General features: G+C 48.8%; 18 protein-coding genes and 1 tRNA gene. 16 read left to right on the top strand and 3 right to left on the bottom strand.

Going from position 1 to position 22283, the window contains the following annotated elements:
- The first annotated feature begins 3 nt into the window (after positions 1 to 3).
- The 4 genes from rpoC to recA are packed head-to-tail and all read left to right on the top strand — an operon-like array spanning position 4 to position 7132.
- Positions 4 to 3594, top strand: coding sequence for a DNA-directed RNA polymerase subunit beta' (gene rpoC, locus AAB417_03785; GenBank protein MEK7631119.1), 3591 nt, complete (start codon positions 4 to 6; stop codon positions 3592 to 3594).
- A 45-nt stretch (positions 3595 to 3639) separates the two neighbouring features.
- A complete protein-coding gene (locus tag AAB417_03780; GenBank protein MEK7631118.1) occupies positions 3640 to 5721 on the top strand; it encodes a DNA translocase FtsK in 2082 nt (693 codons plus the stop codon).
- Complete coding sequence (locus AAB417_03775) at positions 5711 to 6109, top strand: hypothetical protein (protein ID MEK7631117.1); 399 nt, start codon at positions 5711 to 5713, stop codon at positions 6107 to 6109. The genes AAB417_03780 and AAB417_03775 overlap by 11 nt, the downstream gene beginning before the upstream one ends.
- Before the next feature lie 9 nt (positions 6110 to 6118).
- Positions 6119 to 7132, top strand: a complete 1014-nt coding sequence (recA, locus tag AAB417_03770) for a recombinase RecA (GenBank protein MEK7631116.1) — start codon at positions 6119 to 6121, stop codon at positions 7130 to 7132.
- A gap of 73 nt (positions 7133 to 7205) precedes the next feature.
- On the opposite strand, the gene AAB417_03765 is transcribed toward recA, so the two are convergent.
- Positions 7206 to 7643: a hypothetical protein gene (locus AAB417_03765; GenBank protein ID MEK7631115.1), complete on the bottom strand. Its 438-nt coding sequence runs from the start codon at positions 7641 to 7643 to the stop codon at positions 7206 to 7208.
- 96 nt (positions 7644 to 7739) lie between these two features.
- On the opposite strand from AAB417_03765, the gene AAB417_03760 reads away from it, so the two are divergent.
- From AAB417_03760 to AAB417_03705, 12 genes are all read left to right on the top strand, one after another.
- Entirely contained in the window at positions 7740 to 9905 is a 2166-nt protein-coding gene (locus AAB417_03760) for a hypothetical protein (GenBank protein MEK7631114.1), read from the top strand.
- Positions 9905 to 10879: a D-alanine--D-alanine ligase gene (locus AAB417_03755; GenBank protein ID MEK7631113.1), complete on the top strand. Its 975-nt coding sequence runs from the start codon at positions 9905 to 9907 to the stop codon at positions 10877 to 10879. Before AAB417_03760 ends, AAB417_03755 begins: the two co-directional genes overlap by 1 nt.
- 12 nt (positions 10880 to 10891) lie before the next feature.
- Positions 10892 to 12316: a DUF2157 domain-containing protein gene (locus tag AAB417_03750; GenBank protein MEK7631112.1), complete on the top strand. Its 1425-nt coding sequence runs from the start codon at positions 10892 to 10894 to the stop codon at positions 12314 to 12316.
- Positions 12313 to 12924, top strand: coding sequence for a GDYXXLXY domain-containing protein (locus AAB417_03745; protein MEK7631111.1), 612 nt, complete (start codon positions 12313 to 12315; stop codon positions 12922 to 12924). Before AAB417_03750 ends, AAB417_03745 begins: the two co-directional genes overlap by 4 nt.
- 86 nt (positions 12925 to 13010) lie before the next feature.
- Positions 13011 to 13081 (top strand) — tRNA-Ala (locus tag AAB417_03740).
- 109 nt (positions 13082 to 13190) lie between these two features.
- Positions 13191 to 14420 carry a PKD domain-containing protein gene (locus AAB417_03735; protein MEK7631110.1) on the top strand — a complete coding sequence of 410 codons (1230 nt, stop codon included), beginning with the start codon at positions 13191 to 13193 and terminating at the stop codon, positions 14418 to 14420.
- 220 nt (positions 14421 to 14640) lie between these two features.
- Positions 14641 to 14946: a hypothetical protein gene (locus AAB417_03730; GenBank protein ID MEK7631109.1), complete on the top strand. Its 306-nt coding sequence runs from the start codon at positions 14641 to 14643 to the stop codon at positions 14944 to 14946.
- Complete coding sequence (locus tag AAB417_03725) at positions 14947 to 15777, top strand: ROK family protein (GenBank protein MEK7631108.1); 831 nt, start codon at positions 14947 to 14949, stop codon at positions 15775 to 15777.
- A 3-nt stretch (positions 15778 to 15780) separates the two neighbouring features.
- Entirely contained in the window at positions 15781 to 16209 is a 429-nt protein-coding gene (locus AAB417_03720) for a dUTP diphosphatase (GenBank protein ID MEK7631107.1), read from the top strand.
- A 57-nt stretch (positions 16210 to 16266) separates the two neighbouring features.
- Entirely contained in the window at positions 16267 to 16740 is a 474-nt protein-coding gene (locus AAB417_03715; GenBank protein MEK7631106.1) for a hypothetical protein, read from the top strand.
- Positions 16741 to 16804: 64 nt separating this feature from the next.
- The gene (serS, locus tag AAB417_03710) at positions 16805 to 18070 is read left to right on the top strand and encodes a serine--tRNA ligase (protein MEK7631105.1); all 1266 of its coding nucleotides are present in this window, start codon (positions 16805 to 16807) and stop codon (positions 18068 to 18070) included.
- Positions 18070 to 18885, top strand: a complete 816-nt coding sequence (locus AAB417_03705) for an FtsQ-type POTRA domain-containing protein (GenBank protein ID MEK7631104.1) — start codon at positions 18070 to 18072, stop codon at positions 18883 to 18885. Before serS ends, AAB417_03705 begins: the two co-directional genes overlap by 1 nt.
- A 4-nt stretch (positions 18886 to 18889) precedes the next feature.
- On the opposite strand, the gene AAB417_03700 is transcribed toward AAB417_03705, so the two are convergent.
- The gene (locus tag AAB417_03700; protein ID MEK7631103.1) at positions 18890 to 20710 is read right to left on the bottom strand and encodes a phospholipid carrier-dependent glycosyltransferase; all 1821 of its coding nucleotides are present in this window, start codon (positions 20708 to 20710) and stop codon (positions 18890 to 18892) included.
- 3 nt (positions 20711 to 20713) lie between these two features.
- Positions 20714 to 22267, bottom strand: coding sequence for a glycosyltransferase family 39 protein (locus AAB417_03695; protein ID MEK7631102.1), 1554 nt, complete (start codon positions 22265 to 22267; stop codon positions 20714 to 20716).
- Positions 22268 to 22283: the final 16 nt, after the last annotated feature.

The following is a 22283-nucleotide window of genomic DNA, read 5'->3' as shown; positions in this document are numbered from 1 at the left end:
TATATGAACACAATGGATAAAAACGAACGCAAGGGCAGTAATTTTGAGTCAATCGTACTCAAGCTTGCCTCTCCCCAAGACATACTTGGGTGGTCACATGGCGAAGTTACTAAGCCTGAAACTATCAACTATCGTACCCAGCGTCCCGAACGCGATGGCCTTTTCTGCGAAAAAATATTTGGCCCGACGAAAGATTACGAATGTTACTGCGGTAAATATCGCCGTATTCGTTATAAGGGTATTGTGTGCGATAAATGTGGCGTTGAAGTTACCAAAGCGCAGGTGCGCCGTGAGCGTATGGCTCATATCGAGCTTGCCGCCCCCGTAGCGCATATTTGGTTTGTGCGTTCGGTGCCATCACGCATCGGGCTGTTACTCAATCTCTCGGTAGTAGATCTCGAGCGTATTATTTATTTTGCGGGGTACATTATCACGACTGTCAATGAAACAGCGCGCGAGGAAGTGCTTCGTGACATTGATCGTGAGTTTAAACTCAAATCAAAAAATGCCCCAAACAAAGACGCGCTCAAGCAAGCAACTGACCGCGCGAAGGCAGAGCTTAAAAACTTGGGCGAGCATCTGGTACTCTCTGAGATTGATTATCACCGGTTGTCGCTCAAATATGCGAGCGTTTTTTCAGCAGGTACGGGCGCCGAAACTCTCCGCCAGATTTGCGAGAAGATTGATTTTGGTGAGTGGGTAGCTGAGCTTGAGCTCGAGCTAGTTTCTGCAAGTCCCCTTGCTAAAAAGAAACTTTTAGCGCGTTTGCGTATGATCAAGTCAATGGAACGCGCGCGCATTCGCCCCGAATGGATGTTTTTGACCACTCTTCCAGTTATCCCTCCTGACTTGCGCCCGATGGTGCCTCTCGATGGCGGTAGACATGCGAGCTCTGATGCAAATGATTTGTATCGTCGCGTGATCAACCGTAACAATCGCCTCAAGCGCCTTTTTGAACTTAAAGCTCCCGAAGTTATCACACGCAACGAAAAGCGCATGTTGCAAGAAGCCGTCGACGCGCTTATCGATAACTCGATCAAACGAGGCGTTACTCCCGTCGCATCCCAAGCTCAGCGTCGTCCACTTCGCTCGCTCGCTGACATGCTCAAGGGCAAGCAGGGTCGTTTTCGTCAGAACCTTTTGGGTAAGCGCGTCGACTACTCGGCTCGTTCAGTGATCGTGGTAGGTCCACAACTCAAACTTCACCAGTGCGGTCTTCCAAAGCACATGGCACTCGAGCTTTTTAAACCGTTTGTCATCAACAAAATTATCGAGCGCGAGCTCGCGCACAATATTCGCGGCGCATCTCGTTTGATTGATGAGGCGACGCCAGAAATCTGGGCGATCTTGGAAGAAGTCATTGATGGCAAGTATGTGCTCCTCAACCGTGCACCGACCTTGCACCGTCTCGGTATCCAGGCATTTCAGCCGTTACTCCTCGAAGGTAATGCTATTCAGCTTCACCCACTGGTATGCGCAGCATTCAACGCTGACTTCGACGGTGACCAGATGGCAGTGCATGTACCACTCACCGAAGACGCACAACGCGAAGCTCGTGAGATTATTTCCGCATCACGCAACTTACTCAAACCGGGCTCAGGTGACGCTATCGCTATTCCTACGCAAGATATGGTGCTTGGTTGCTATTGGCTGACGAGTATTAAAGACGGTGCGAAGGGCGAGGGCAAATTGTTCGCATCAAAGAACGAAGCAATTCTTGCCCATGATATGGACGATATTGATCTTCGTGCCAAGGTGCGCGTGTTCTCTCATATGGAGGCAGGAGCAGCACAATACTTGGAAACTTCAGTTGGGCGCATGATCTTCAATATCGCAATCCCGAACGACTTCGGTTTTATCAACGAAAAGCTTGGCAAAAAACAACTTGGTAAATTAATTGGTAAATTGCTCCGTAAATATGGTCAGGCCGCTCTCCCACCTATTCTCGATAAAATCAAAGACATTGGTTTTTCATCGATCACCAAATCCGGCATGAGTTGGGGTATGGACGATTTGCGAGTACCTCCCGAGAAGGACGCGATTGTTAAGGCTGCAAACAAAGAAGTTGAAGTGATCGCTGAACAATATGCTAATGGTCTTCTGACCGAAGAAGAACGCTACAAAAAGGTTATTGAAGTATGGTCGCGTGTGAAGCACGAGGTTTCGCAATTTATTCCACAGGCGGTTGAGCCCAACGGCTCGGTGTTCTCCATGGTTGACGCGGGCGCTCGTGGTTCGTGGGACTCAGTCAGTCAGATGGCCGGTATGAAGGGCCTTTTGCGAAACCCATCAGGGCGCATCATCGAGCTCCCCGTACTCTCAAACTATAAAGAAGGATTCTCTGCTCTCGAATACTTTATCTCTACTCACGGTGCGCGTAAGGGTACCGCCGATACCGCGCTTAAGACTGCGGTCGCAGGATATCTTACGCGTCGTCTCGTCGATGTATCGCAAGATATTATTATTGCCGAATCGGATTGTGGCACCGAAGAGGGTATTACGGTTATCAAAGAAGACCTCAAAGAAATTGGCGCATCGTTTGCCCAGCGCATTTTCGGCCGCACACTCACGGTTGATATTAAACATCCTGAAACCAAAAAAGCACTTTTCAAGAAAGGACATCTTATCACGGTTGAAGAGGCAGAAATGATCGAAGGTCTTGATGTACCATCAGCCACATTTCGCTCTCCAATTACCTGCAGCATATTGCGCGGCATGTGCCAGACTTGCTACGGCTATGATCTTGGTTTAAATACCCCCGTGCGTATGGGCGAGGCAGTCGGTATTGTGGCGGCCCAAGCTATCGGTGAGCCGGGTACCCAGCTGACTATGCGTACCTTCCACCTCGGTGGTGTGGCCGGCGCGTCAGGTGACATTACGCTGGGTCTTCCTCGTGTAGAAGAAGTTTTTGAATCGCGTATACCAAAACACAAGGCGATACTCTCAACTATTGAAGGAACCGTGATGGATATCGTCGAGGAAAACCGCGAGAAAATTATCACAGTTGCTGGTCATGATAAAAAAGGAAAAGAATCAGTCGAGACCTATACCGTACCATTTGGCCGTATTCTCACTGTCAAAAAGGGTTTTGAGGTAAAACCCGGTGATAACCTCTGCGACGGTCCGGCCGATATGCAGGAACTCTACGAGATCGCAGGCAAAGAGCGCATACAACACTATATCCTCAACGAAGTAAGTCGTGTCTACGCACTGCAGGGCGCGACCATCAACGGCAAGCATATCGAGGTTGTCATACGCCAAATGTTCAGCCGCGTGAAAGTCAAAGCCTCAGGATCTACTAATCTTGCGATTGGCGAGATCATCGAGCGTACACTTCTCGAAGAAGAAAATGCAAAAGCGCGTCGAGATGGTGGCGAAGAAGCAGAAGGCACGACGCTCCTCATGGGTATCACGCGTGTAGCACTTACGACCACAAGCTTCTTGTCAGCGGCATCATTTATGGAAACCAGTCGTGTACTCATTCGCGCAGCTCTCGAAGGCCGCGAAGACAAGCTCTTGGGTCTGAAAGAAAACGTCATCATCGGCCGCCTCATTCCAGCAGGTACCGGTTTCAAACAGAAAGAAGAGTTCTAGTAAGTTTTTCGTTGCCACACGGCAAAAAACCTCTATACTAGAGTGGTGGCAAAGAAAAAACCCCGTAAAGAAAACTCCAAGAAAGACCGTGAGCCGCTCCTAGCTCCCGAGACACGAGATAGCATTGTTGCGATCGTTGCCTTAGTTGCCGCCGTTCTCTCGATTATGGCGTGGATTGGGGTGGCAGGGCGTGTAGGTGAATGGGCCTATGCGCTCTTTTCGCTCTTGCTTGGTCGCGGATATTTTTTATTGCCGGTAGCACTTTCACTCATAGCGGCAGCGCTTTTATTCTCACTCAAGCAAAAATTTGTCAGCTTGCCGCTTATCGGCGCAGGTCTCTTTTTGGTATCAAGCTTGGCTTTGGCTGACATTGGATTTGGTGAGCGCACGGGGGGTCTGATAGGCGCGTATGCGGCCAAACCCATGCTTTATTTTTTTGATTCATTTGCGAGCGGTGTTATTTTTGTCTCGCTCATTCTGATATCTATGCTCATCACATTCAACGCGTCACTTAGGCGTATGCCAAGAATGTTGCAAGGAAATGAGGAAGATGAAGAAAACGCGCCGATCAAGATGATTGCCCCCATCCTTGCCACGCCCTCATTTACTGATGACGAGCCGATAATGGCTGCATCTGAGCCGGTCCGCGAGGTAAAAAAAGATGATCGTAAAAATGTCTCCCCCGAGATTATGAAAGAGCTCAAGCGCAAGGCGGCTGATTATGTATTGCCACCACTCAATCTTTTAGATAATGATCGTGGCAAGCCATCACCAGGTGACATTAAGGCAAATAGCAATATCATCGCGCGTACACTCCAAGATTTTGGTATTCCCGTTGAGATGGGTGAGGTGAGTGTTGGCCCATCAGTCACACAGTACACGCTCAAGCCTGCGCAGGGCATGAAACTTGCCCGCATCATAGGACTTCAAAACGATCTCGCACTCGCGCTTGCCGCACATCCCATTCGCATCGAGGCGCCGATACCGGGTAAATCATTTGTCGGTATTGAGATTCCGAACCGTACGATCTCATTGGTAGGTTTGCGAAGTCTTCTTGAAAGAGAAGAATATCAGCGTGGTGGTCCGCTGACCTTTTCGCTCGGTAAAAATGTAGCAGGCGAGGCGACCTATGCGGACTTAGCAAAGATGCCACACATGCTTATCGCGGGATCCACGGGATCCGGTAAGTCAGTTGCCATCCATTCGGTGCTCATGAGTCTTTTATATAAAAATACCCCACTCTCGCTTCGTCTTTTGATGATTGACCCAAAGCGCGTAGAGCTCGCGCACTATCAAGATTTGCCGCATCTCCTTACGCCTGTTATTACCGAATCAAAAGAATCAATATCCGCGCTTCGCTGGGCAGTACGCGAGATGGAGGAGCGCTATAAAATCCTACAGATGGCAAAGGCTCGCGATATTGTTTCATATAACTCAACGGGCTCGCATGAGTTCATGCCCTATATCGTCATTGTTATCGATGAGCTTGCGGATTTGATGGCGTCATTTGGTAGGGAAGTTGAGGCGTCAATCGTGCGTATCGCGCAGATGGCACGCGCGGTTGGCATTCATTTGATCATCGCCACCCAGCGTCCATCGGTCGAGGTTATCACAGGACTCATCAAGGCAAACATCACAAGCCGTATGGCGTTTCAGGTCGCCTCACAGATCGACTCGCGTACGATTATCGATATGGCGGGTGCTGAAAAACTTTTGGGTAATGGCGACATGCTCTTTCTGTCAGGGGACGCGGGCAAGCCAAAGCGCGTACAAGGAGCGTTTGTCTCTGATGGTGAGGTAAAGAAAGTGACGGCATTTATCCATACTCAAGAAAACGAGCCCGCGTACAATGAAGAAATCCTTAATGCAAAAGCACAGGCAAACGGTCGCAGCGGCGATGGTGACGACGAAGATGATCCACTCTACGAAGAAGCATACGCGGTAGTCATGGATACCGGCAAAGCATCGACGACGCTCTTACAACGCCACTTGCGTGTTGGTTACGCACGCGCCGCGCGCATCATTGATTTACTCGAAAAGCGCGGTGTCGTAGGGCCGGGTGATGGCGCCAAGGCGCGCGAGATTTTGGCTAGCAGAAATACTGAGGATGGGCGCTATGTCTCTTAATATTCGTCAGCCCGATTATCTTTTTCGGGATGGAGTATCACGCTATCCTTTACGCCACAAGAGCGCGGCAGTCATGATCGCTTTTTTTATAGGCATTTTAGGTGTCGGATATATTCTTTTTCACTCGTCAACATTTTTTTCAGTGCCAGATTTATATGTTTTAGAACCCGCTGATGGCGCTTTGGTACGCGCAGATTCGGTGGCGATAGCGGGCGAGACTGATCCAAAATCACGCATTGAGGTAAATGGGTATGAAGTTTTTAGTGATGATGTCGGCGATTTTCGGCTCGAATTGCCAGTACAGAAAGGGATTCATATCCTTGACATCCGTGTTAAAAATCGTATTGGTCGCGAGGCCAAGGTTGTGCGTCATATAGTCGTCGAGTAGTATGTGGGTATGGTAAAAAAACAAGCAAAACCCGAAGGAGACTCACGATCTGGCGTAGTAGATATGGCAGTTAAGGCGATACAGTCAAAATTTGGCGAAGGATCGCTCATGCGACTCGGCGATGTCACCAAAGTTGCTATTAAGGCAATCCCTACCGGCTCATTTTCTCTCGATTGGGCGCTTGGCGTAGGAGGTGTACCACGAGGGCGTGTCATTGAAATTTTTGGTCCTGAATCATCAGGCAAGACAACACTCTGTTTGCATATTATCCGTGAATCTCAAAAGCAAGGAGGCGTTGCAGCGTTTATTGATGCTGAGCATGCGCTTGATCCTGATTACGCAAAGAAGATCGGCGTCAATCTCAACGAGCTTCTTATCTCGCAACCTGACACCGGTGAACAGGCGCTTGATATTGTCGAAAGTCTAGTGCGTTCGGGCGGTATGAGCGTTATTGTCATTGATTCTGTCGCAGCACTCACACCTAGAGCGGAGATAGAGGGCGATATGGGTCAGCAACATATAGGCTTGCAGGCGCGACTGATGTCGCACGCGCTTCGTAAGCTCACGGCCATTGTTTCTAAAACTGATACTACTGTTATCTTTATCAACCAAATCCGCATGCAGATTGGTATGATGTTTGGTAACCCTGAGACGACGCCAGGTGGCAAAGCACTCAAATTTTACTCATCGGTACGCATTGATGTGCGGCGCATGGCGCAGATCAAAAAAGCTGAAGAAACAATCGGTAATCGTGTAAAGGTTAAGGTGGTAAAAAACAAAGTTGCCGCTCCTTTTCGCGCAGGCGAGTTTGATATCATGTTCAATGAAGGCATCTCATATGAGGCAGATTTGCTCAACCTCGGCGTAAAGCTCGGCGTGGTCAAAAAGAATGGTGCTTCACATACCTTCGGTGATCTTAAGCTCGGGCATGGGTATGACGCCGCGCGTCTGTTTCTAAAAGAAAACAAACAAGAACGCAAAAACCTCGAGAAAGCATTACGCGATAAATTAGAGGAAGAGTAACACAAAAGCCCCCTTGCGGGGGCTTTCCGGTCAGTATTCAATTTTAGTGTTTTCCTTTCCCGGTAGATTCAATCTACTTCATCGAGACTTCAGGCGACCAGCGCTCACGGAGCACTTGGACTTTGGTCTTCTTTAAACCAAACGACTTTGCCTTTTCATATTCCGGAAACCAGATGTCCATTCGGCTTGTGTAGCGCGAATTCATCCGATCCTTCACTACGAAGACTTTGTCTCCGTAAAGATCCGGAAAGCGGAGCTGTGTACCGAAGGGATAGGCGTTTGATGCCACCATGCCCCAGTGTACGGTGTGCCCCGATGCCGCGATAAATGGTGTATCGTCTGTCTCTTCTGGTCGAGACGAGTACCCAGTAACCTCGCAGTCATATTCTTTCTCGATTTGTGGTAGTTCTACTACTACAGCAGGAGGGGGAGGCGGTGGAGGGGGTACAGAGACCACTCCAACTTTCCCCAGGAACGACCCGATAAAGGCCGCAAGGATTGTCATATCCATAAAAGGTATTTATCGCCTTGTGGGCAACAAAAAATCCCTTTGCGAGGGACATAGGCACTCTAGCATATTTGGCAACATTTTGCAATACTATGGGTAATGATGCGTCAAATCGCCATTGATTACATTAAAAAAACACGAGTCTCAGGTTTTTCTGATGCCGTATTACGAAGAGAGCTTGAAAAGTCCGGTTGGCCCGCGAGCGAGATTGATCTTGCGTTTATTGAGTCGCGCGCGACCGATCAAAAGCCAGCAGTAGAGCCGCCACCCGCGCAATCTGCGTCTCGCGCCCAACCACAATGGGAAGAAAAAAATACACAGACAGTTGCGGGACAACCAAAACCAATCGATTTTACCAAATCAAGTTTTGCCCAGCCAGTTTCCCTCGGCGTTCCCACCGGTACGATTACAGCGCCACGCATCACCCAGGTACAAAAAATAACCATTACGCCAGGCAACGAACTTGCCGAACCTACGCATCTCAAAGAGCTGCCCCGTATGGGTACTCCTGATGTCGCAAAGACGATATCGCTTGATACAAAAATTTCTGAACTAAAAAAGCCAACGCCCGAACCACTCATCATGGGTGTATCCGAGTCACAGCTTATCAAGCCACTACCTCGTGCAGAAACAGCTAAGATAGAACAACCAAAGATTGTCACGCCTCAACCTGAAATAAAGCCAGAGTCCACTCTTCCGCCCCGCTTCAAACCAATGCAAGAGGAAGTCGTATCGAATCTTATTGAGGGCGGACTTGCGTCAGCTCGCGTTAGCTCATCGGTCGCTCATTCGCCCGTCTTAGAATCTATCGGTGTACCGCCGCGCACTCGCAGCCACCGTGTACTCGCTGGTGTTCTTGTCACGATCTTTTTCCTTTCCGCATCAGGTGCGGCCGCGGGTTTTTGGTACTATCAGACCGCCTTAAAACCCCAAGCGATCGTTAAGAGTGCCCTTCTTGAGGCGCAGGGCATGAAATCATATACCTATGATGCTGAATTGAAAATGAAAATACGAGAATCCGAGGCGACGCTTGGCAGAGCGGTGCGCCCTTTCATACCTCCGCTCGCGGGCTTTGCGTTGGGCGCTATGACAGCAGGGGATACTGTCTCTGATATTGATATGAACTACTCTTTTACTATGCGTGCCAAGGGGGCGGTTGATATGCATGATTTAGAAAAACCAAAAAGTGAGACAACCTTTACCCTCGGTACCAAAGATTTTATCACGCCCGGTTTTCCAAGCTCCAATACAGAGTTTGAATCAAAACTCGTCGACGATACCTATTATTTTCAGATAACCAAATTACCTTATTTTGATTCTGCTACGGTTGATCCATCTATCCCGCGATTTACCTCTGCCGATATCACCGGTAGATGGGTCTCGATCAATTTTGATACCTTTGAAACTGATTTTAATAATTATGTCAAAGAACTCTCCGAGCTTGAGCCGTCGTTTGTCGGATATCACCTTGATTTCAATGAACGGCAAGACTTGATAACCGAGAAACAAACCAAAGATATCGAAAAACTATGGGAAGAGACGCGGCTTGTTGTCTGGAGTGACGAAATTGTGCGCGAACAGGAAAATGGTACTGATCGATATCGCATCAAGGGGTCATTCGATGAAGATTCCTTCAAGCGTTTTGTCATGCAGGCGATGCGTATGACAGGTGGCCTTACCGGTCAGGAGAATGAGGAAAATCAAAAGAGTACCGAAGAGCTTTTCTCTCAAATCGGCAATGTCGAAGTGAACGCATGGGTTGATAAAAATTCGGGCAAGCTTGTCCGGTTTGTGGTTAGTGCCACAAGCTCCTTGCCCGAAGAAGTTGGTAAAGAGGGGGTCATTGAGTTTAATCTCACGACTGAACTTTCAGATATTGATAAGCCAATTAGTATCGCGGCGCCCGCTGATCATTATGATGTACGGAAATTGCTCGAGAATCTTTTTGCCTATGCGCGCCAAGGTTTCGCCAGCGACAATGCTGATGCCAGAGACGCGCGTCGTCTCTCTGATCTCTCACGCATGCGTACCGCGCTTGAACTTTATAAAAAACGCGAAGGATCGTATCCGGTAAAACTTTCCGAACTTGTTTCCGAATATATGGCGACATTACCTGCCGATCCGCTCACCAAAAAACAATACCGTTATACGCGAAGCGCCAAAGGATATCTTTTGTCTGCAGATATTGAAGACAAGAAAAATCCCATTCTCAAACGAGACGCCAATCCTGCAAATACGCTCTACGATATAGGCCCCGCACTCTAATGAAACGCATTGGTGTGCTGTTAGGTGGGCCGTCTGTCGAGCATGATGTCTCGGTACTCTCGGGGCTCAATGTGATTCGCGCGCTCGAAGGTGCGTATGAAGCAGTGCCTATTTTTATCACGCGCACGGGCGAGTGGCTCTTTGGGGGTCAGCGCCAATGGCTCAGTCCCATCGAAGCGCTCCTACGCGTCGATGGCGTATTCAATGCACTGCATGGTGAATATGGGGAAGATGGTCATGTTCAGCATATTCTCGAACGCGCGCATATACCGTATACGGGAGCGTGCGGGCTTGCGTCAGCTATAGCCATGAATAAAGCCATGGCGCATGATATTTTGGCAAAAGCAGGGCTTCGTATACCGAAAAGCATGGTGATGAGTAAAGACAGCCTTGATCCACGCGCGGTACTCGCGTTTGGTGCGCCACCATGGATCGTAAAGCCGCGATCGCGCGGGTCATCGGTAGGCGTGTCAAAAGTACAGACGCGCGACGGGTTACCCGAGGCATTTGCAAAGGCGCTTGCTGTCGATACGCATTTGATCGTACAAGAATTTATACCAGGTAGAGAGATTACTTGCGGCGTGCTTGAAAATTTTGGTGGAAAGGCGCATGCCGCGCTCGCACCAATCGAGATCATACCTCCGGCAGACGCTCCATTTTTTAACTATCAGGTAAAATACAATGGTAAGACACAAGAAATCTGCCCTGCAGAGTTTTACGGTGCGATGTTGAAAAAGATCCAAGAGACGGCGCTCGTAGCACATCATGCGCTTGGTCTTCGTCACTATTCGCGTACTGATATGATCATCAAAACGCCTGAGTATACGCGCCGCGCCCCCGAACTCTATGTACTCGAAGTAAACACCTTGCCCGGGCTTACCACAGAGTCGCTCTTCCCACGCGCGGCGCGTCATGCAGGACTCGAGTTTCCTGGTCTTGTTCATCATTTGGTAAAATTGAGCGGCGTGGTATAGTGGGTGTATTCCATGAATGAACTTTCTCAAAAAGTAGAATCGTGGGTCGAGCGGGGGGTCATCTCGCTCCGCACGGCTCGCCGCATTTTGCAGGCAGAGGGTATCAATGCCGAGGAGGCGTTGCAGGCGCGTGCAGGCAACCGCGTAGTGACGGTTATCGCTATTTTGGGCGCCGTACTTATCGGTCTCGGCGCGCTTTTGTTTTTTGCTTCAAACTGGCAGGAGATTCCAGTCGTAGGGAAGATAGCTATTATCCTTGCGTCCACGGCGTTTGCGTACGGTGTTGGCTATTGGCTCAAGTACATCAAAGACTACGCAAAGATTGGACAAGCAGTTATTCTTATCGGCGGCATTCTGTATGGCACAGGCCTCTTTTTGGTAGCGCAGCTCTTTCATACCAATGCCAATCCAGCAACTCTCTTTTTGATGTGGGCCGGGGGACTTTTGCCACTCGTACTTCTCCTTGCTGACGAATGGCTCATGGTGCTCTCAACGGTAGTATTTGCCATATGGTCGCTTTCACGCAGTTTCTTTGATGTAGGCTTTTTCAATAATACGCAGCCGATTCCCAATTATCTTTTCATACTTTTACTGGCTGTCATCGTTTTGCCAGTTATCGTGTATTTCCGTTTTCGTGTCGCATATGTATTTGCACTCCTCGCGTTTTTAGGGTGGTTCGGTGTTGCCAATGCCGCGTGGCATTGGAATATCGAAAATCTCAATGAGGCTGTCGTCGTACAGGTCATGCTCAATTATTTCTTTTTAGGCATCGTACTTATGCTCGCAGGGCGTCTTATGCGTGCGTTGCCAAACGGAGAAGATTTCAGTTTTACTACGCGCTTTTTGGGCGGTGCGGCGTTTGCGGTGCCAACCTATATCTTAAGTTGGAATACTATGCTCTTTTTGTGGGATAAACCCTTTGCTCTTACTGGCGTTGCGCTCTATGTTTTTTGGGGGCTGGTGGTGCTGACGGGGGTTTTGCTTGCGGCATTCTTTATGATGCATGGTACGCCAGAGGAGCGTCGTCTTACTCTTCGTGAGGGCGGGTTGCTCGCGGTTTTTGCTGTGTTTGGTTTGGTATTCGCTCTTTTCCCTATAGATGCTGGCCAGTCTGCTCGGCAGGCGCTCATGGGTGGGTTTGGATATGGTGACACTTACTTTCATCCCTATGTGTTGCCGTGGAATGCGGTGCTTCTCGCGTTCAATATTATGTTGATCATTCTCGGATATTTTGAGCGCCGCAGACTTTTTGTAAATCTCGGCCTTCTCTTTTTCTTGGTACATGTTATCTCGCGCTATATTGATTTCTTCGCGCTCGAGATCCCGACTTCTCTTGCCTTTATCGCGGGTGGCTTGCTCCTCTTGGTTCTGGCGGTAGCCCTTGAACGCTTTCGCAGATCACTTATCACAAAAATGAATAGCAGTCCTGCACTATGAGCAACAAAAAACTTTTACTCTTTATCGTCTTTGTCGCTTTGCAACTCGCAGTGATCGGTGGTTTTTTCGCCCAGCGACTCTACACGCTTTCTACCGGTACTCAGGTAGTGTTGCGTACCGTACCCGTTGACCCGCGTGATTTGATTCGCGGTGAATATGTAGCATTGCGCTATGAAATATCGACGATAAGTCAGTATCTTTCAGATGAAAAGTTTTCGGTAGGAGATACAGTCTATGTGACGCTTGAGAAAAATAGTTATGATGATGTTTGGCGCGCGACTGGTGTTTCAAAAAATCAGCCGACTGATTACAGCACGGCCATCAAGGGTAAGGTGACCAGTATCCCCAAGGACACACCGAGAAATGTTTGGGATAGGGGAGTCTCTGGTCTTGGCATTGAGTATGGTATCGAGCGGTACTTTGTGGAGGCAGGTCAAGGTAAAGAGCTCGAACGCCGAGGTCGCCTGAAAGTCTTTGTGAGGGTTGATAGATCTGGTGCGTCAGTTATCGAGCGCGCGGAGCCGACTGATTCGCGTAGCGTTGACGATTGGAGACTCGAAGATGATTTTGAAGACGATGAGACTACTCCTATGATGGATCTTGAATAAGCTTATTGCGTGGGTAGTGGATATAGTTTGCCGATAAGCCAATATATGATACTATCAAAACGCTCCCTCGGGGGCGTTTTTCAAATGGGCCTGTAGCATAGTGGCAGTGCACTCGGTTTGCATCCGAGGTGTCGGAGTTCGATTCTCCGCAGGTCCACAACCGAATCATCATGTTATTATCAAGGCCTCGCCTTGCTGTCGCCACAGAAATATTTTGTCCACAAGGGGCTTTCAAAGTTGCGTTGGGGGAGGTACACTAGATGCATATGAAAAAACTCATTTTTGGGGTTGTCATAAGCCTTTTCGCCATCGCCCCCGTAGCATCTGCAGCAGGGCTCACACAGCAGCAGATTGATGCAATACTTGGTTTACTCCGCTCATTCGGCGCAGATACCACGGTAGTCGCTAATGTCGAGTCAGCATTGACGGGCAAGACGGTACCTGCTGTTCCAGCGGCATGGTGTCATACATTTAACACAAATTTGAGGATCGGTGATCAAGGTGGTGACACGGAAGCGCTCCATAAAATTTTTAATCTAGAAAATATAATTGGGGCAAATCCAATTCATCCGGACAGCGATAATTTCAGAGACACGTTCGGAGAAGACACGGCTTCCGCAGTCGTCGGTTTTCAAGAAAAATACAAAAGCGAGATTCTTACGCCAGTGGGTCTCGCGCATGGCACGGGCTATGTGGGCCCCGCCACACGCAAGAAATTGAATCAGCTGTATGGGTGTGGTATTAAGGTCGTTACTCCACCTATCGCCTGCACACAAGAAGCAAAACTCTGCCCTGATGGTTCCTATGTAAGCCGCACGGGACCTAAGTGTGAGTTTGCCGCGTGTCCCGGTCAAGGTGGCAACCAGCCGCCAGTTATTGGCGAGATAAGCGGTCCGACCGGTCTCGGCGTTGGGGAGACTGGTACGTGGACCATAAAAGCAAGCGATTCCGAAAAGGGCAACCTCGCATATGATGTTTGCTGGGGAGATAACAGTTGCGGTATGCTAGGCGGATTCGGCCAAGCATACGACGGGAGAACACGAGCACAATCTGCTACTTTTCAGCATGCCTATCAAAGTGTTGGAACATATACAGCGACGTTTACTGTTACTGATGATAGTGCGCAAACCGTTCGTTCTTCAATTACAGTAAAAGTTGGTCAGCAAAACAGTTTGCCCTCTATCAAAGTTCTTTCACCGAATGGGGGAGAGCAATACATCCAAAACTCTTCTATAAATTTAGTTTGGTCTCAGAATTACTATGGTGAATATCTCGACGCAATGTTGTATAGTCCCGTAAGTGGCAATGTATATTCAATTAAGGTCAACGGAAGTGACGGGAAAAACAGTTTCTTACTGCCGTCAAATTGGACTAATATCTTACCCGGACAGTATAAAATTACTCTTTGCGACAATAGCAAAGATAGCCCAACTGTTCCCGGAAAGCCGTTATGTGATTCTAGCGACGCGTCGTTTAGTATTGTTGTGGCGCAATAATTAGGCTTGTTTTTCAAACGCTTTGATGATGGGGTCGAGGTCGCCGGCTAGAATCTTTTCTATATTGTGCCACTTTTTGTTGATGCGATGATCCCTGCCGACAGGCAGGGGCGATGCGATCTCGGGGATGTTATTATCAAGGCCTCGCCTTGCTGTCGCTATATAATACACACATCAGCACATGTGCTGCATTTGCCCCTCATGATACACTAAAAATATCATGGAGAGTTTTTATGTATACATCTTGATTGCAGGCTTCGGCGGCGGGGTTGTGCGTGGGCTTGTCGGTTTTATTAAATACCAATTTCAGTTTAAAGACACAAAGTTCAACCTCCCGTATTTTTTGGGAACCATGTTTCTTTCAGGTGTTGTTGGCGTACTCACTGCTATTGCTATACGCGAAGCAGGCATTCCTATACTTGGCGGCATGGTGACTCCTGGCATCGCGTTTATTGTGGGGTATGCTGGCGGCGATTTCATTGAAAATGTCTACAAGATTATTGTCGGCAAGCAGGTTCTCTTCTAGATGTTTTTTGTCTTTGATGTAGGAGGCACGCATACGCGCATTGGCTTTTCGCGCGACGACATGTCTCTTGAGGGCAGTCCTGTCATCACCCAAACACCTTTGCGCTACGAAGACGGTATTGCCCTGTTGGCTGATACCGCAAAAAAATATGCCGCATCAGGTCAGTTCAAAATTGCAGCAGGCGGACTTCCTGGCGTGATCGATCAAGTTCAAGGCGCTTTGGTACGCGCGCCGCATCTTGAAGGTTGGGTAGACAAACCGTTTGTCGCTGACCTTTCTGCGGCACTCGGCGTGAGAGTACTTGTTGAAAATGATGCCGCGCTTGCGGGTCTCGGTGAGGCTGTACGCGGTGCGGGCAAGGGGAATGGCATTGTGGCGTATCTAACCGTAAGTACTGGTGTTGGCGGTGTACGCATTGTAAACGGCAAGATTGATGCTCACCGTATTGGATTTGAACCGGGACATCAAATTATTGCTCATCATGACCAAAGTTATATCACGCTCGAATCGCTTGTATCGGGTTCGGGTATCGAACGGCGATTGGGTAAAAAACCTGAGATGATATCTGATAAAGCAGTGTGGCAAGAGGTTTCAGAAAAATTTGCAATCGGCGTCGCAAACACAATTCTTTTTTGGGCACCTGATATCGTGGTGGTAGGAGGAGCACTCAAAGATAGGTTGTCGCTGACGGTACTGGCTGAACGCTTAGGACAGATTATTTTAGTATTACCAACTCTTCCCAAGATTACTCTTGCATCGCTCGAATCTACAAGCGGACTTTATGGTGCGATCGAGATTGCCCGCACAGAGGCATCAAAAGAGATAAATTAAAAAATGAAAATCCGTATTCGCCGTATTGATAAAAGTTTACCGCTTCCCGTATACCACACGGGCGGGGCGGTTGCGTTTGATCTTGCCTCACGCGAGACGGTGACCATTGAATCACACTCACTCGGATTTGTGCCACTTAATGTAGCCATCCAAATACCCGAGGGTCATATGGTTCTGCTCGCGCCGCGGTCTTCGACTCCCAAGCGCGGTATTTTTTTTGCAAACAGCGTTGGTATTGTTGATCGGGATTTTTGTGGCAACAACGACGAGTATAAAGCTTTTGTCTATAACTATACGGATTTGCCGGTGACCATCGAGCGTGGTGAACGTATCGCACAGGGTATCGTGCTCAAAGCTGATGCTATAGAATTCGAAGAAGTTGATGATCTCGGTGCGCCCGACAGGGGCGGGTTCGGTACCACGGGACTCTAGTCCATTGACTTTTAGTAGGTTTCATCTAAAACTAAAAAGACTAGGAATCTAAAAACTATGAATAAATTTCTTATAGGAATTGTCATTGTAGTACTTATTGGTATTGGTGGTTTTGTCGTATTGACTGGTAACGCTCCCGAACAGTCAAAGACCGATGACAAAGTAGCTATGGAAGCAAAGAAAGAAGTGGAAGAAGAGACGGAAAAAGTAATGGTCAAAGAGACTGTCATCAAAATTACTAAAGACGGTTTTATGCCAAAGGATATAGTTATCGAGGCAGGTGAAGCTGTTCGCTTTCAAAACGAGAGTGGTGCGGCAAGCTGGCCTGCGTCAGCCATGCACCCGACCCATACGGTGTATCCAGGGTCTGATATCAAAAAATGTAACACTGTCGATGAACCAAAACTTTTTGACGCATGTCGTGATCTTGCCGATGGCGAGTCATGGTCATTTGTGTTCACCGAAAAGGGCGCATGGAAGTATCATGATCATGTGGTATCGGGCCGATTCGGTGGCATCGCGGTTGAATAGTATTATATAGCGGTTCCTCCAAAAACCCTCTGGCAAGCAGAGGGTTTTTGAGTATAATAAAGAAATGCTCGATATCAAGTTCATCCGTGAAAATCCAAGTCTTTTGCGAGATGCTGCTCGCAAAAAGCATATTCCGTTTGATGTCGAAAAGCTCCTTGAAGCTGATCGAGTCAGGCGCGAACGCCAAGTCGAGGTAGATGCGTTGCGCACCCAGCTCAATGCGACATCCGAGGAGATCGGTCGCATGCAAGACGCGGAGGCAAAAAAGCGTCTCATTGAGGCAATGCGTGAGCTCAAAAAAGAGTTAGGCGACAAAGAAAAGTTTTTTACTGATGCTACCGCTGAATTTGAATTTTTGATGTATCAGGCGCCCAATATTCCCGATCCATCGGTACCGGATGGTGCCTCTGATGCTGATAATCGTGAGATCAAGCGATGGGGTCAGGTGCCAGAGTTTTCTTTTGTGCCAAAAGATCATATTACTATTTTGCGTGATTTGGATCTCGCTGATTTTGACAACGGTATCAAGGTAGCGGGTTTCCGTGGGTACTTTCTCAAGCGTGAAGCGGTACTACTCGAAATCGCGCTCTGGCAGTTTGCGATGCGCGAACTCTCCGGCAAAGGATATGTGCCGATCAACGCGCCGTCACTTGTGCGCGAAGAAAATTTTATCGGCACTGGTTATTTTCCGCAAGGCAAAGAAGATGTATATCAAACACAAGACGGTACCTATCTGGTGGGCACGGCCGAGGTCTCTGTCATGGGCATGCTACAAAATGAAATTCTTACCGAAGATGAGTTGCCTAAAAAATTTGTAGCGCTCTCACCTTGTTTTCGTAGGGAGGCAGGAAGTCATGGCAAGGATACCAAGGGACTTTATCGTGTGCACGAGTTTCGTAAAGTAGAACAGGTGATTGTGTGCAAGGCTGACCACATGGAATCAGTGCGCCTCCACGAAGAGGTGCTCGCAAACTCTGAAGACCTTTTGCAAAAGCTCGGACTCCATTATCGGGTAGTGCTCAATTGCGGTGCCGATACTGGTTTGGGACAAGTGAAAAAATATGACATCGAGACATGGATACCATCACAGGAAAGATTTGGCGAGACACATTCAGCATCGTACTTCCATGATTTTCAAACACGCCGTCTCAATCTCAAATACCGTGACGCTGACGGTACTACTCGTTTTGCGCACTCACTCAACAATACAGCGGTAGCTACACCGCGCATTCTTATTAGCTTGCTCGAACAAAACCAACAAGCTGACGGATCGATCCGCATACCCGAAGTACTCCAACCGTATATTGGTACCGATGTCATCAGGCGCTGATGGCCACCATCAAAAAAAACTATATTGAATCGCAGAAAAAAAGGCGGCAGCGGGCGCGCACGCGTCGTCTTACTATCACCGTGATTACAAGCGCCGTGTGTCTGGTGGGTACGGGTGCGTATTTAGCCTCGAGCCGTTTCCATATCGTTGATATTTCTCTCGAAGGAGTTGTGCGCGCATCGCGCGAAGATGTAGATCTCTATCTTGCTGAATGGCTCACGCAAAAAAAATGGGGCATTTTGCCCGTCCGCTCGTATTGGATGTTATCGCGCGGAGATTTGGCATCGGGTCTCGCGTCTGCGTTTCCTACGATTGAACACGCCAATGTTACGACTAATTTTCCTCACGCGCTCAAAGTGAGTGTCAAAGAGTACGCTGGTTGGGGTGTGTTGTGCCGTACGAACGAGGAGGGATGTTTTTGGATTGACCGAGCGGGCGTTGCATTTGAACCCGCGCCTGCAGGGTTTTCAGGTGCTATCGTGCCCAAGATCACCGATGAGCGTGAGCGGACGGTAACCCTCCGAGAGCAGCAGCTATCAGGTGAGATGATGCGGCTTATCACTTTTTTCAATGAAAAAGCGCCTTCCGATACACGCATTCAAAGTGTTGAGTTCACTATAGCGCGTACCGATGAGACGATCAGAGTTAAGACACGCGCCGGGTGGGAGCTTTTGGTGCTTGGAAAAGCCGACCCCGAATATATATGGAAAAATTTGGAGACAGCACTCGCAGGCGAGATCAAAGGCGGCATCGGGCGCCTCGAATATATCGATCTTCGCTTCGGCAACAAGATTTTTTATAAGTATCGCGAATAGCGCTCTACGGCATTCGGTAGAGGAAGATTGAGGTGCCGGCACGATCGAAGGGTTTAAGGTCACGAAGCCATGGGTAAGCGTCTCGCGCCGGACCCGGATCAAAACCATCAGTTGGGCGCGCCCATTTGCCAGCGAGTTCGTTGATTGAGATAGCAAAAACGGATCCCGATGGCGGCGCGCCAAAGCTTGAATACCACGGCGCAAATTGATTGTCGAGCCAGTAGCGTTGCGCGGCATCACCCGCCGCCGAGCCACCAAAATAGTGGAGATGAATTTTTTCATCGGGATGTTGTCGCGCGAAATCGCGTAGCCGTTTGAGGTCTTGGCCCCAATCATAGTTTGAATCAGTAGCATAATACCAACCGTTTTGCGTGCCGCCCGCGAGTTCATTGTAGTATGACAAATAATGTGGCCACGAGCCTATCATTGCTCCGCCCATCCAGACGAGCATGAGTGTTACAAAGAGTATTTTTGGTAGCGGCTTTACTAATATCTGATAGATGAGCGAAAGTTTATTTTTTGCGATCACGGTACCCGGTACAATCCAGAGTGCTAATTGTCGCGCGGTGAGCATATAGATAAAAGGAAAAGTTGGCAGTACATGTCGCACGCCGATATTGAGCGGGTTGACGACCGATGAAGTCCAATAAAATACTATAAAAAAGATGCTCGCAAATACTGCGAAGTGTTTGTGTATCCACGCGCGCATGGCACCAAAAGACTTTGATCGCGCGCGTACGACGCGTATAATCGCGAGCACCAACGCCAAGAGCGAGAGTATATGGAGCGCCAATGTTTCTTTGAGAATGTAGACAGTAGGGAAGTACGACGCCCACCCAGCCGATGAAACATCGCCCCAAAAGTACGCGCTGTTGCCGCCCGCTGTTCGTTGGGTCACCATCATCACGCCCAACAGATACTGCCCGAGCGGCCGTGTCGGTCGGTGTTCGATCAGCCAATAATCAAGCTTGGCAAATGCTTGTGGTCGAAATCCACTCACTAACACCTGTGCGTCGCGCAGCTGGCGCTCTTGTGGGTAATCCCACACATGCCAAAGATAAATCGTCCAGACGACCACAGCTCCTATGGCAAACGCACATCCGATTTTGAAGTAGAGCGCAAGCGCATTTTTGAAAAAATCTTTAACACGCCCGCGATGCGTGACTACGAGCCATGCGCCCGCGAGGATGATATAGATCGGTATTAAAAGAAAAAGAGAAAACTTGAGTGATTGTGTGATACCGAACACGATACCGAGCGTGACGATACGCCATATCGTTGGCGTTTTGACAAACCATACAAATGCCGCAATACCTACAAGAAATCCAAAGCTTGCTGCAATATCAGTAGTCACATAGCGTGAGTGAGCGATGACGGTAGGTGAGAGCGTCCAGAAAAAAGTCGCAAGGAGTGCGGCGATACTACCAAACTGGCGTTCGGTCCACCAAAAAAGAAAGATGCCTGCGAGGAGCGCCAACACCATGATAGGAAAGCGCGCGGCGCGTAGTATCAAATCAGCATCATTGCCAAATGAAAAGATAAACTCGCCACCTTGGTCCCATTGGCCATTGACCATTTGTTCCCATGCGTCGGTGGTCAGTGGAAATTTGAGATCGAGAAAAGCGAGGGGGAGGCCCGCCAAGTCTTTGACGAGCGGGGGATGTTCAGGGTTGAGGCGCATGTCGCGTTGGGTTACATATGAATATCCCGCGCCGATATGTGCCGTCTCATCAAAGATAGCTGATTCATTCCACGAGGAAGTAAACGCTAAGATAAATCCGAGGGCGAGCAATATTCCTGCGATGATACGAGGTTGGGTTTTCATTTATTATTCAAATTGAGGGCGTGCCGGCTCGGCAACAAGTACCGATCCATAGCGCGTAGCGCGCAGAGTGGGGAATCGTGCTCGCGCGGCTTCCAGTACGCGCTCTTCGTTGCCGATAGGTATAATCATACAGTCACGCGTACAGTCAATTTTTTCTATGTCACGCAGCGTATAATAAAAAATATTTCGTGCGCCGGGTGGCTCGGGTAGATAGGTTTCTGATGCAAAAAGAATTGGTTGGAGTGTCATAGGTCGGCCTGTGCGATCGATGGTATCTACCTCATCGGTAATGACATATTTGGGGATATCATCGCGCGAGTTTTTTAGAAATACGCCGATATCATAGAGGTTTCCACCAAATGCCGCGCGCACCTCGGGGCGCGGCGCCCACTCGCGAAAATACATATTATAGGTACGGATACCGCCTAAGAGTAGTATGAGGATAGCGACGAGGCGCGCATAGTCAGGGTGTATCGTGCGTGCTGTCCATCGCCAGAGCGCGTCAAAGCCAATAGCGGCAAAGATGATCACAGGTGGAATCATGATGATGGCGCGAAGCGCGTGTGGCAACCCTTCTGATGAAATAGCGACTGGGAGTAGCATAACCAAAAACCACAAAAAGAGCGCCCAGTATTTTTTACGCCAACTTTCCCAAATACCCGCTGTAAACGCGATAGCGACTGGCCACCAGAGTGATGGAGCGCCTGCAAAATTGTGTCGCCAGTTAAAATCGCCCGCAAAGTACAGCATCTGTATGGTGATGCCCGTATTTTTTATAAATCCAAAGAGCGGATTTTCACTCGAGAATACTGATATTTGTGAGGTGCGGCCAAAGAAGTCTTGTGGCCGCTCCAAAAAATACCAGCCGAGCGGCGCGCCCGCTACAAAGGTAAAGAGTAAAAAAAGCGCGGGTACGCACAAGATACAGTGTGATCGCTCCTCACGCGCACTTTTTATAAAAAGCCACAACGGCGGTATGAGGAGTAGTACCGCGGCGCGATACGCGATATACGAATGAAATCCAAGGCCGAACAAAAGCCCGCCAAGAGCGGATGCGGCGAGCACCAAATCATGCCGTTTTGAATTGCGCTTGGCCCACACCTCATATAAAAGCCCTAACCCTATGGTGAGGAAAAAGGGCGCCATAATCGCGCGAAATCCGATACGCGAAAACATGAGATGCCAAAAGCTCGTAGCCATGAGCGCCCCGCCAATCAGTGCGATACGCGTATCACGCGTATACGCGCGGATAAAAAGATATACGGCGGCGATCGTGAGAATCCCAAAAAGGGCACTCATAAGCCGCAATGCAAAGAATGTGTGGCCAAAGATACTGACCGAGATTGCTTGGAGATTAATAAAAAGTCCCTCGCGCCCGTTGTTTTCAGGATAGAAAAGCTTAAAGTTTCCCGTACCAAGGGCTTCGTGCACATTGTTACCATTCATCGCCTCATCAGGAAAGAGGCCCGGCGGAAACTGCGAGAGTTGCGATAGGCGCAAAAACGCCCCTACCAATAGAATGCCCGCGAGGATTGCCCAACGCTGTTTGAAATTCACCTTTTTATTATACAAC

This window comes from Patescibacteria group bacterium (assembly GCA_038064855.1).
Lineage (GTDB): Bacteria > Patescibacteriota > Minisyncoccia > Ryanbacterales > GWA2-47-10b > SICQ01.
This window is presented reverse-complemented; position numbering and strand designations above follow the sequence as displayed.

Excerpts from the sequence above, each read along its gene's own strand:
- AAB417_03720 (MEK7631107.1), top strand. The coding sequence starts at position 15,781 with ATGAAAATCCGTATTCGCCGTATTGATAAAAGTTTACCGCTTCCCGTA.
- rpoC (MEK7631119.1), top strand. The coding sequence starts at position 4 with ATGAACACAATGGATAAAAACGAACGCAAGGGCAGTAATTTTGAGTCA.
- AAB417_03765 (MEK7631115.1), bottom strand. The coding sequence starts at position 7,643 with ATGGATATGACAATCCTTGCGGCCTTTATCGGGTCGTTCCTGGGGAAA.
- AAB417_03760 (MEK7631114.1), top strand. The coding sequence starts at position 7,740 with ATGATGCGTCAAATCGCCATTGATTACATTAAAAAAACACGAGTCTCA.
- AAB417_03735 (MEK7631110.1), top strand. The coding sequence starts at position 13,191 with ATGAAAAAACTCATTTTTGGGGTTGTCATAAGCCTTTTCGCCATCGCC.
- serS (MEK7631105.1), top strand. The coding sequence starts at position 16,805 with ATGCTCGATATCAAGTTCATCCGTGAAAATCCAAGTCTTTTGCGAGAT.
- AAB417_03715 (MEK7631106.1), top strand. The coding sequence starts at position 16,267 with ATGAATAAATTTCTTATAGGAATTGTCATTGTAGTACTTATTGGTATT.
- AAB417_03700 (MEK7631103.1), bottom strand. The coding sequence starts at position 20,710 with ATGAAAACCCAACCTCGTATCATCGCAGGAATATTGCTCGCCCTCGGA.
- AAB417_03750 (MEK7631112.1), top strand. The coding sequence starts at position 10,892 with ATGAATGAACTTTCTCAAAAAGTAGAATCGTGGGTCGAGCGGGGGGTC.
- AAB417_03705 (MEK7631104.1), top strand. The coding sequence starts at position 18,070 with ATGGCCACCATCAAAAAAAACTATATTGAATCGCAGAAAAAAAGGCGG.
- recA (MEK7631116.1), top strand. The coding sequence starts at position 6,119 with ATGGTAAAAAAACAAGCAAAACCCGAAGGAGACTCACGATCTGGCGTA.
- AAB417_03730 (MEK7631109.1), top strand. The coding sequence starts at position 14,641 with ATGGAGAGTTTTTATGTATACATCTTGATTGCAGGCTTCGGCGGCGGG.
- AAB417_03725 (MEK7631108.1), top strand. The coding sequence starts at position 14,947 with ATGTTTTTTGTCTTTGATGTAGGAGGCACGCATACGCGCATTGGCTTT.
- AAB417_03775 (MEK7631117.1), top strand. The coding sequence starts at position 5,711 with ATGTCTCTTAATATTCGTCAGCCCGATTATCTTTTTCGGGATGGAGTA.
- AAB417_03745 (MEK7631111.1), top strand. The coding sequence starts at position 12,313 with ATGAGCAACAAAAAACTTTTACTCTTTATCGTCTTTGTCGCTTTGCAA.
- AAB417_03755 (MEK7631113.1), top strand. The coding sequence starts at position 9,905 with ATGAAACGCATTGGTGTGCTGTTAGGTGGGCCGTCTGTCGAGCATGAT.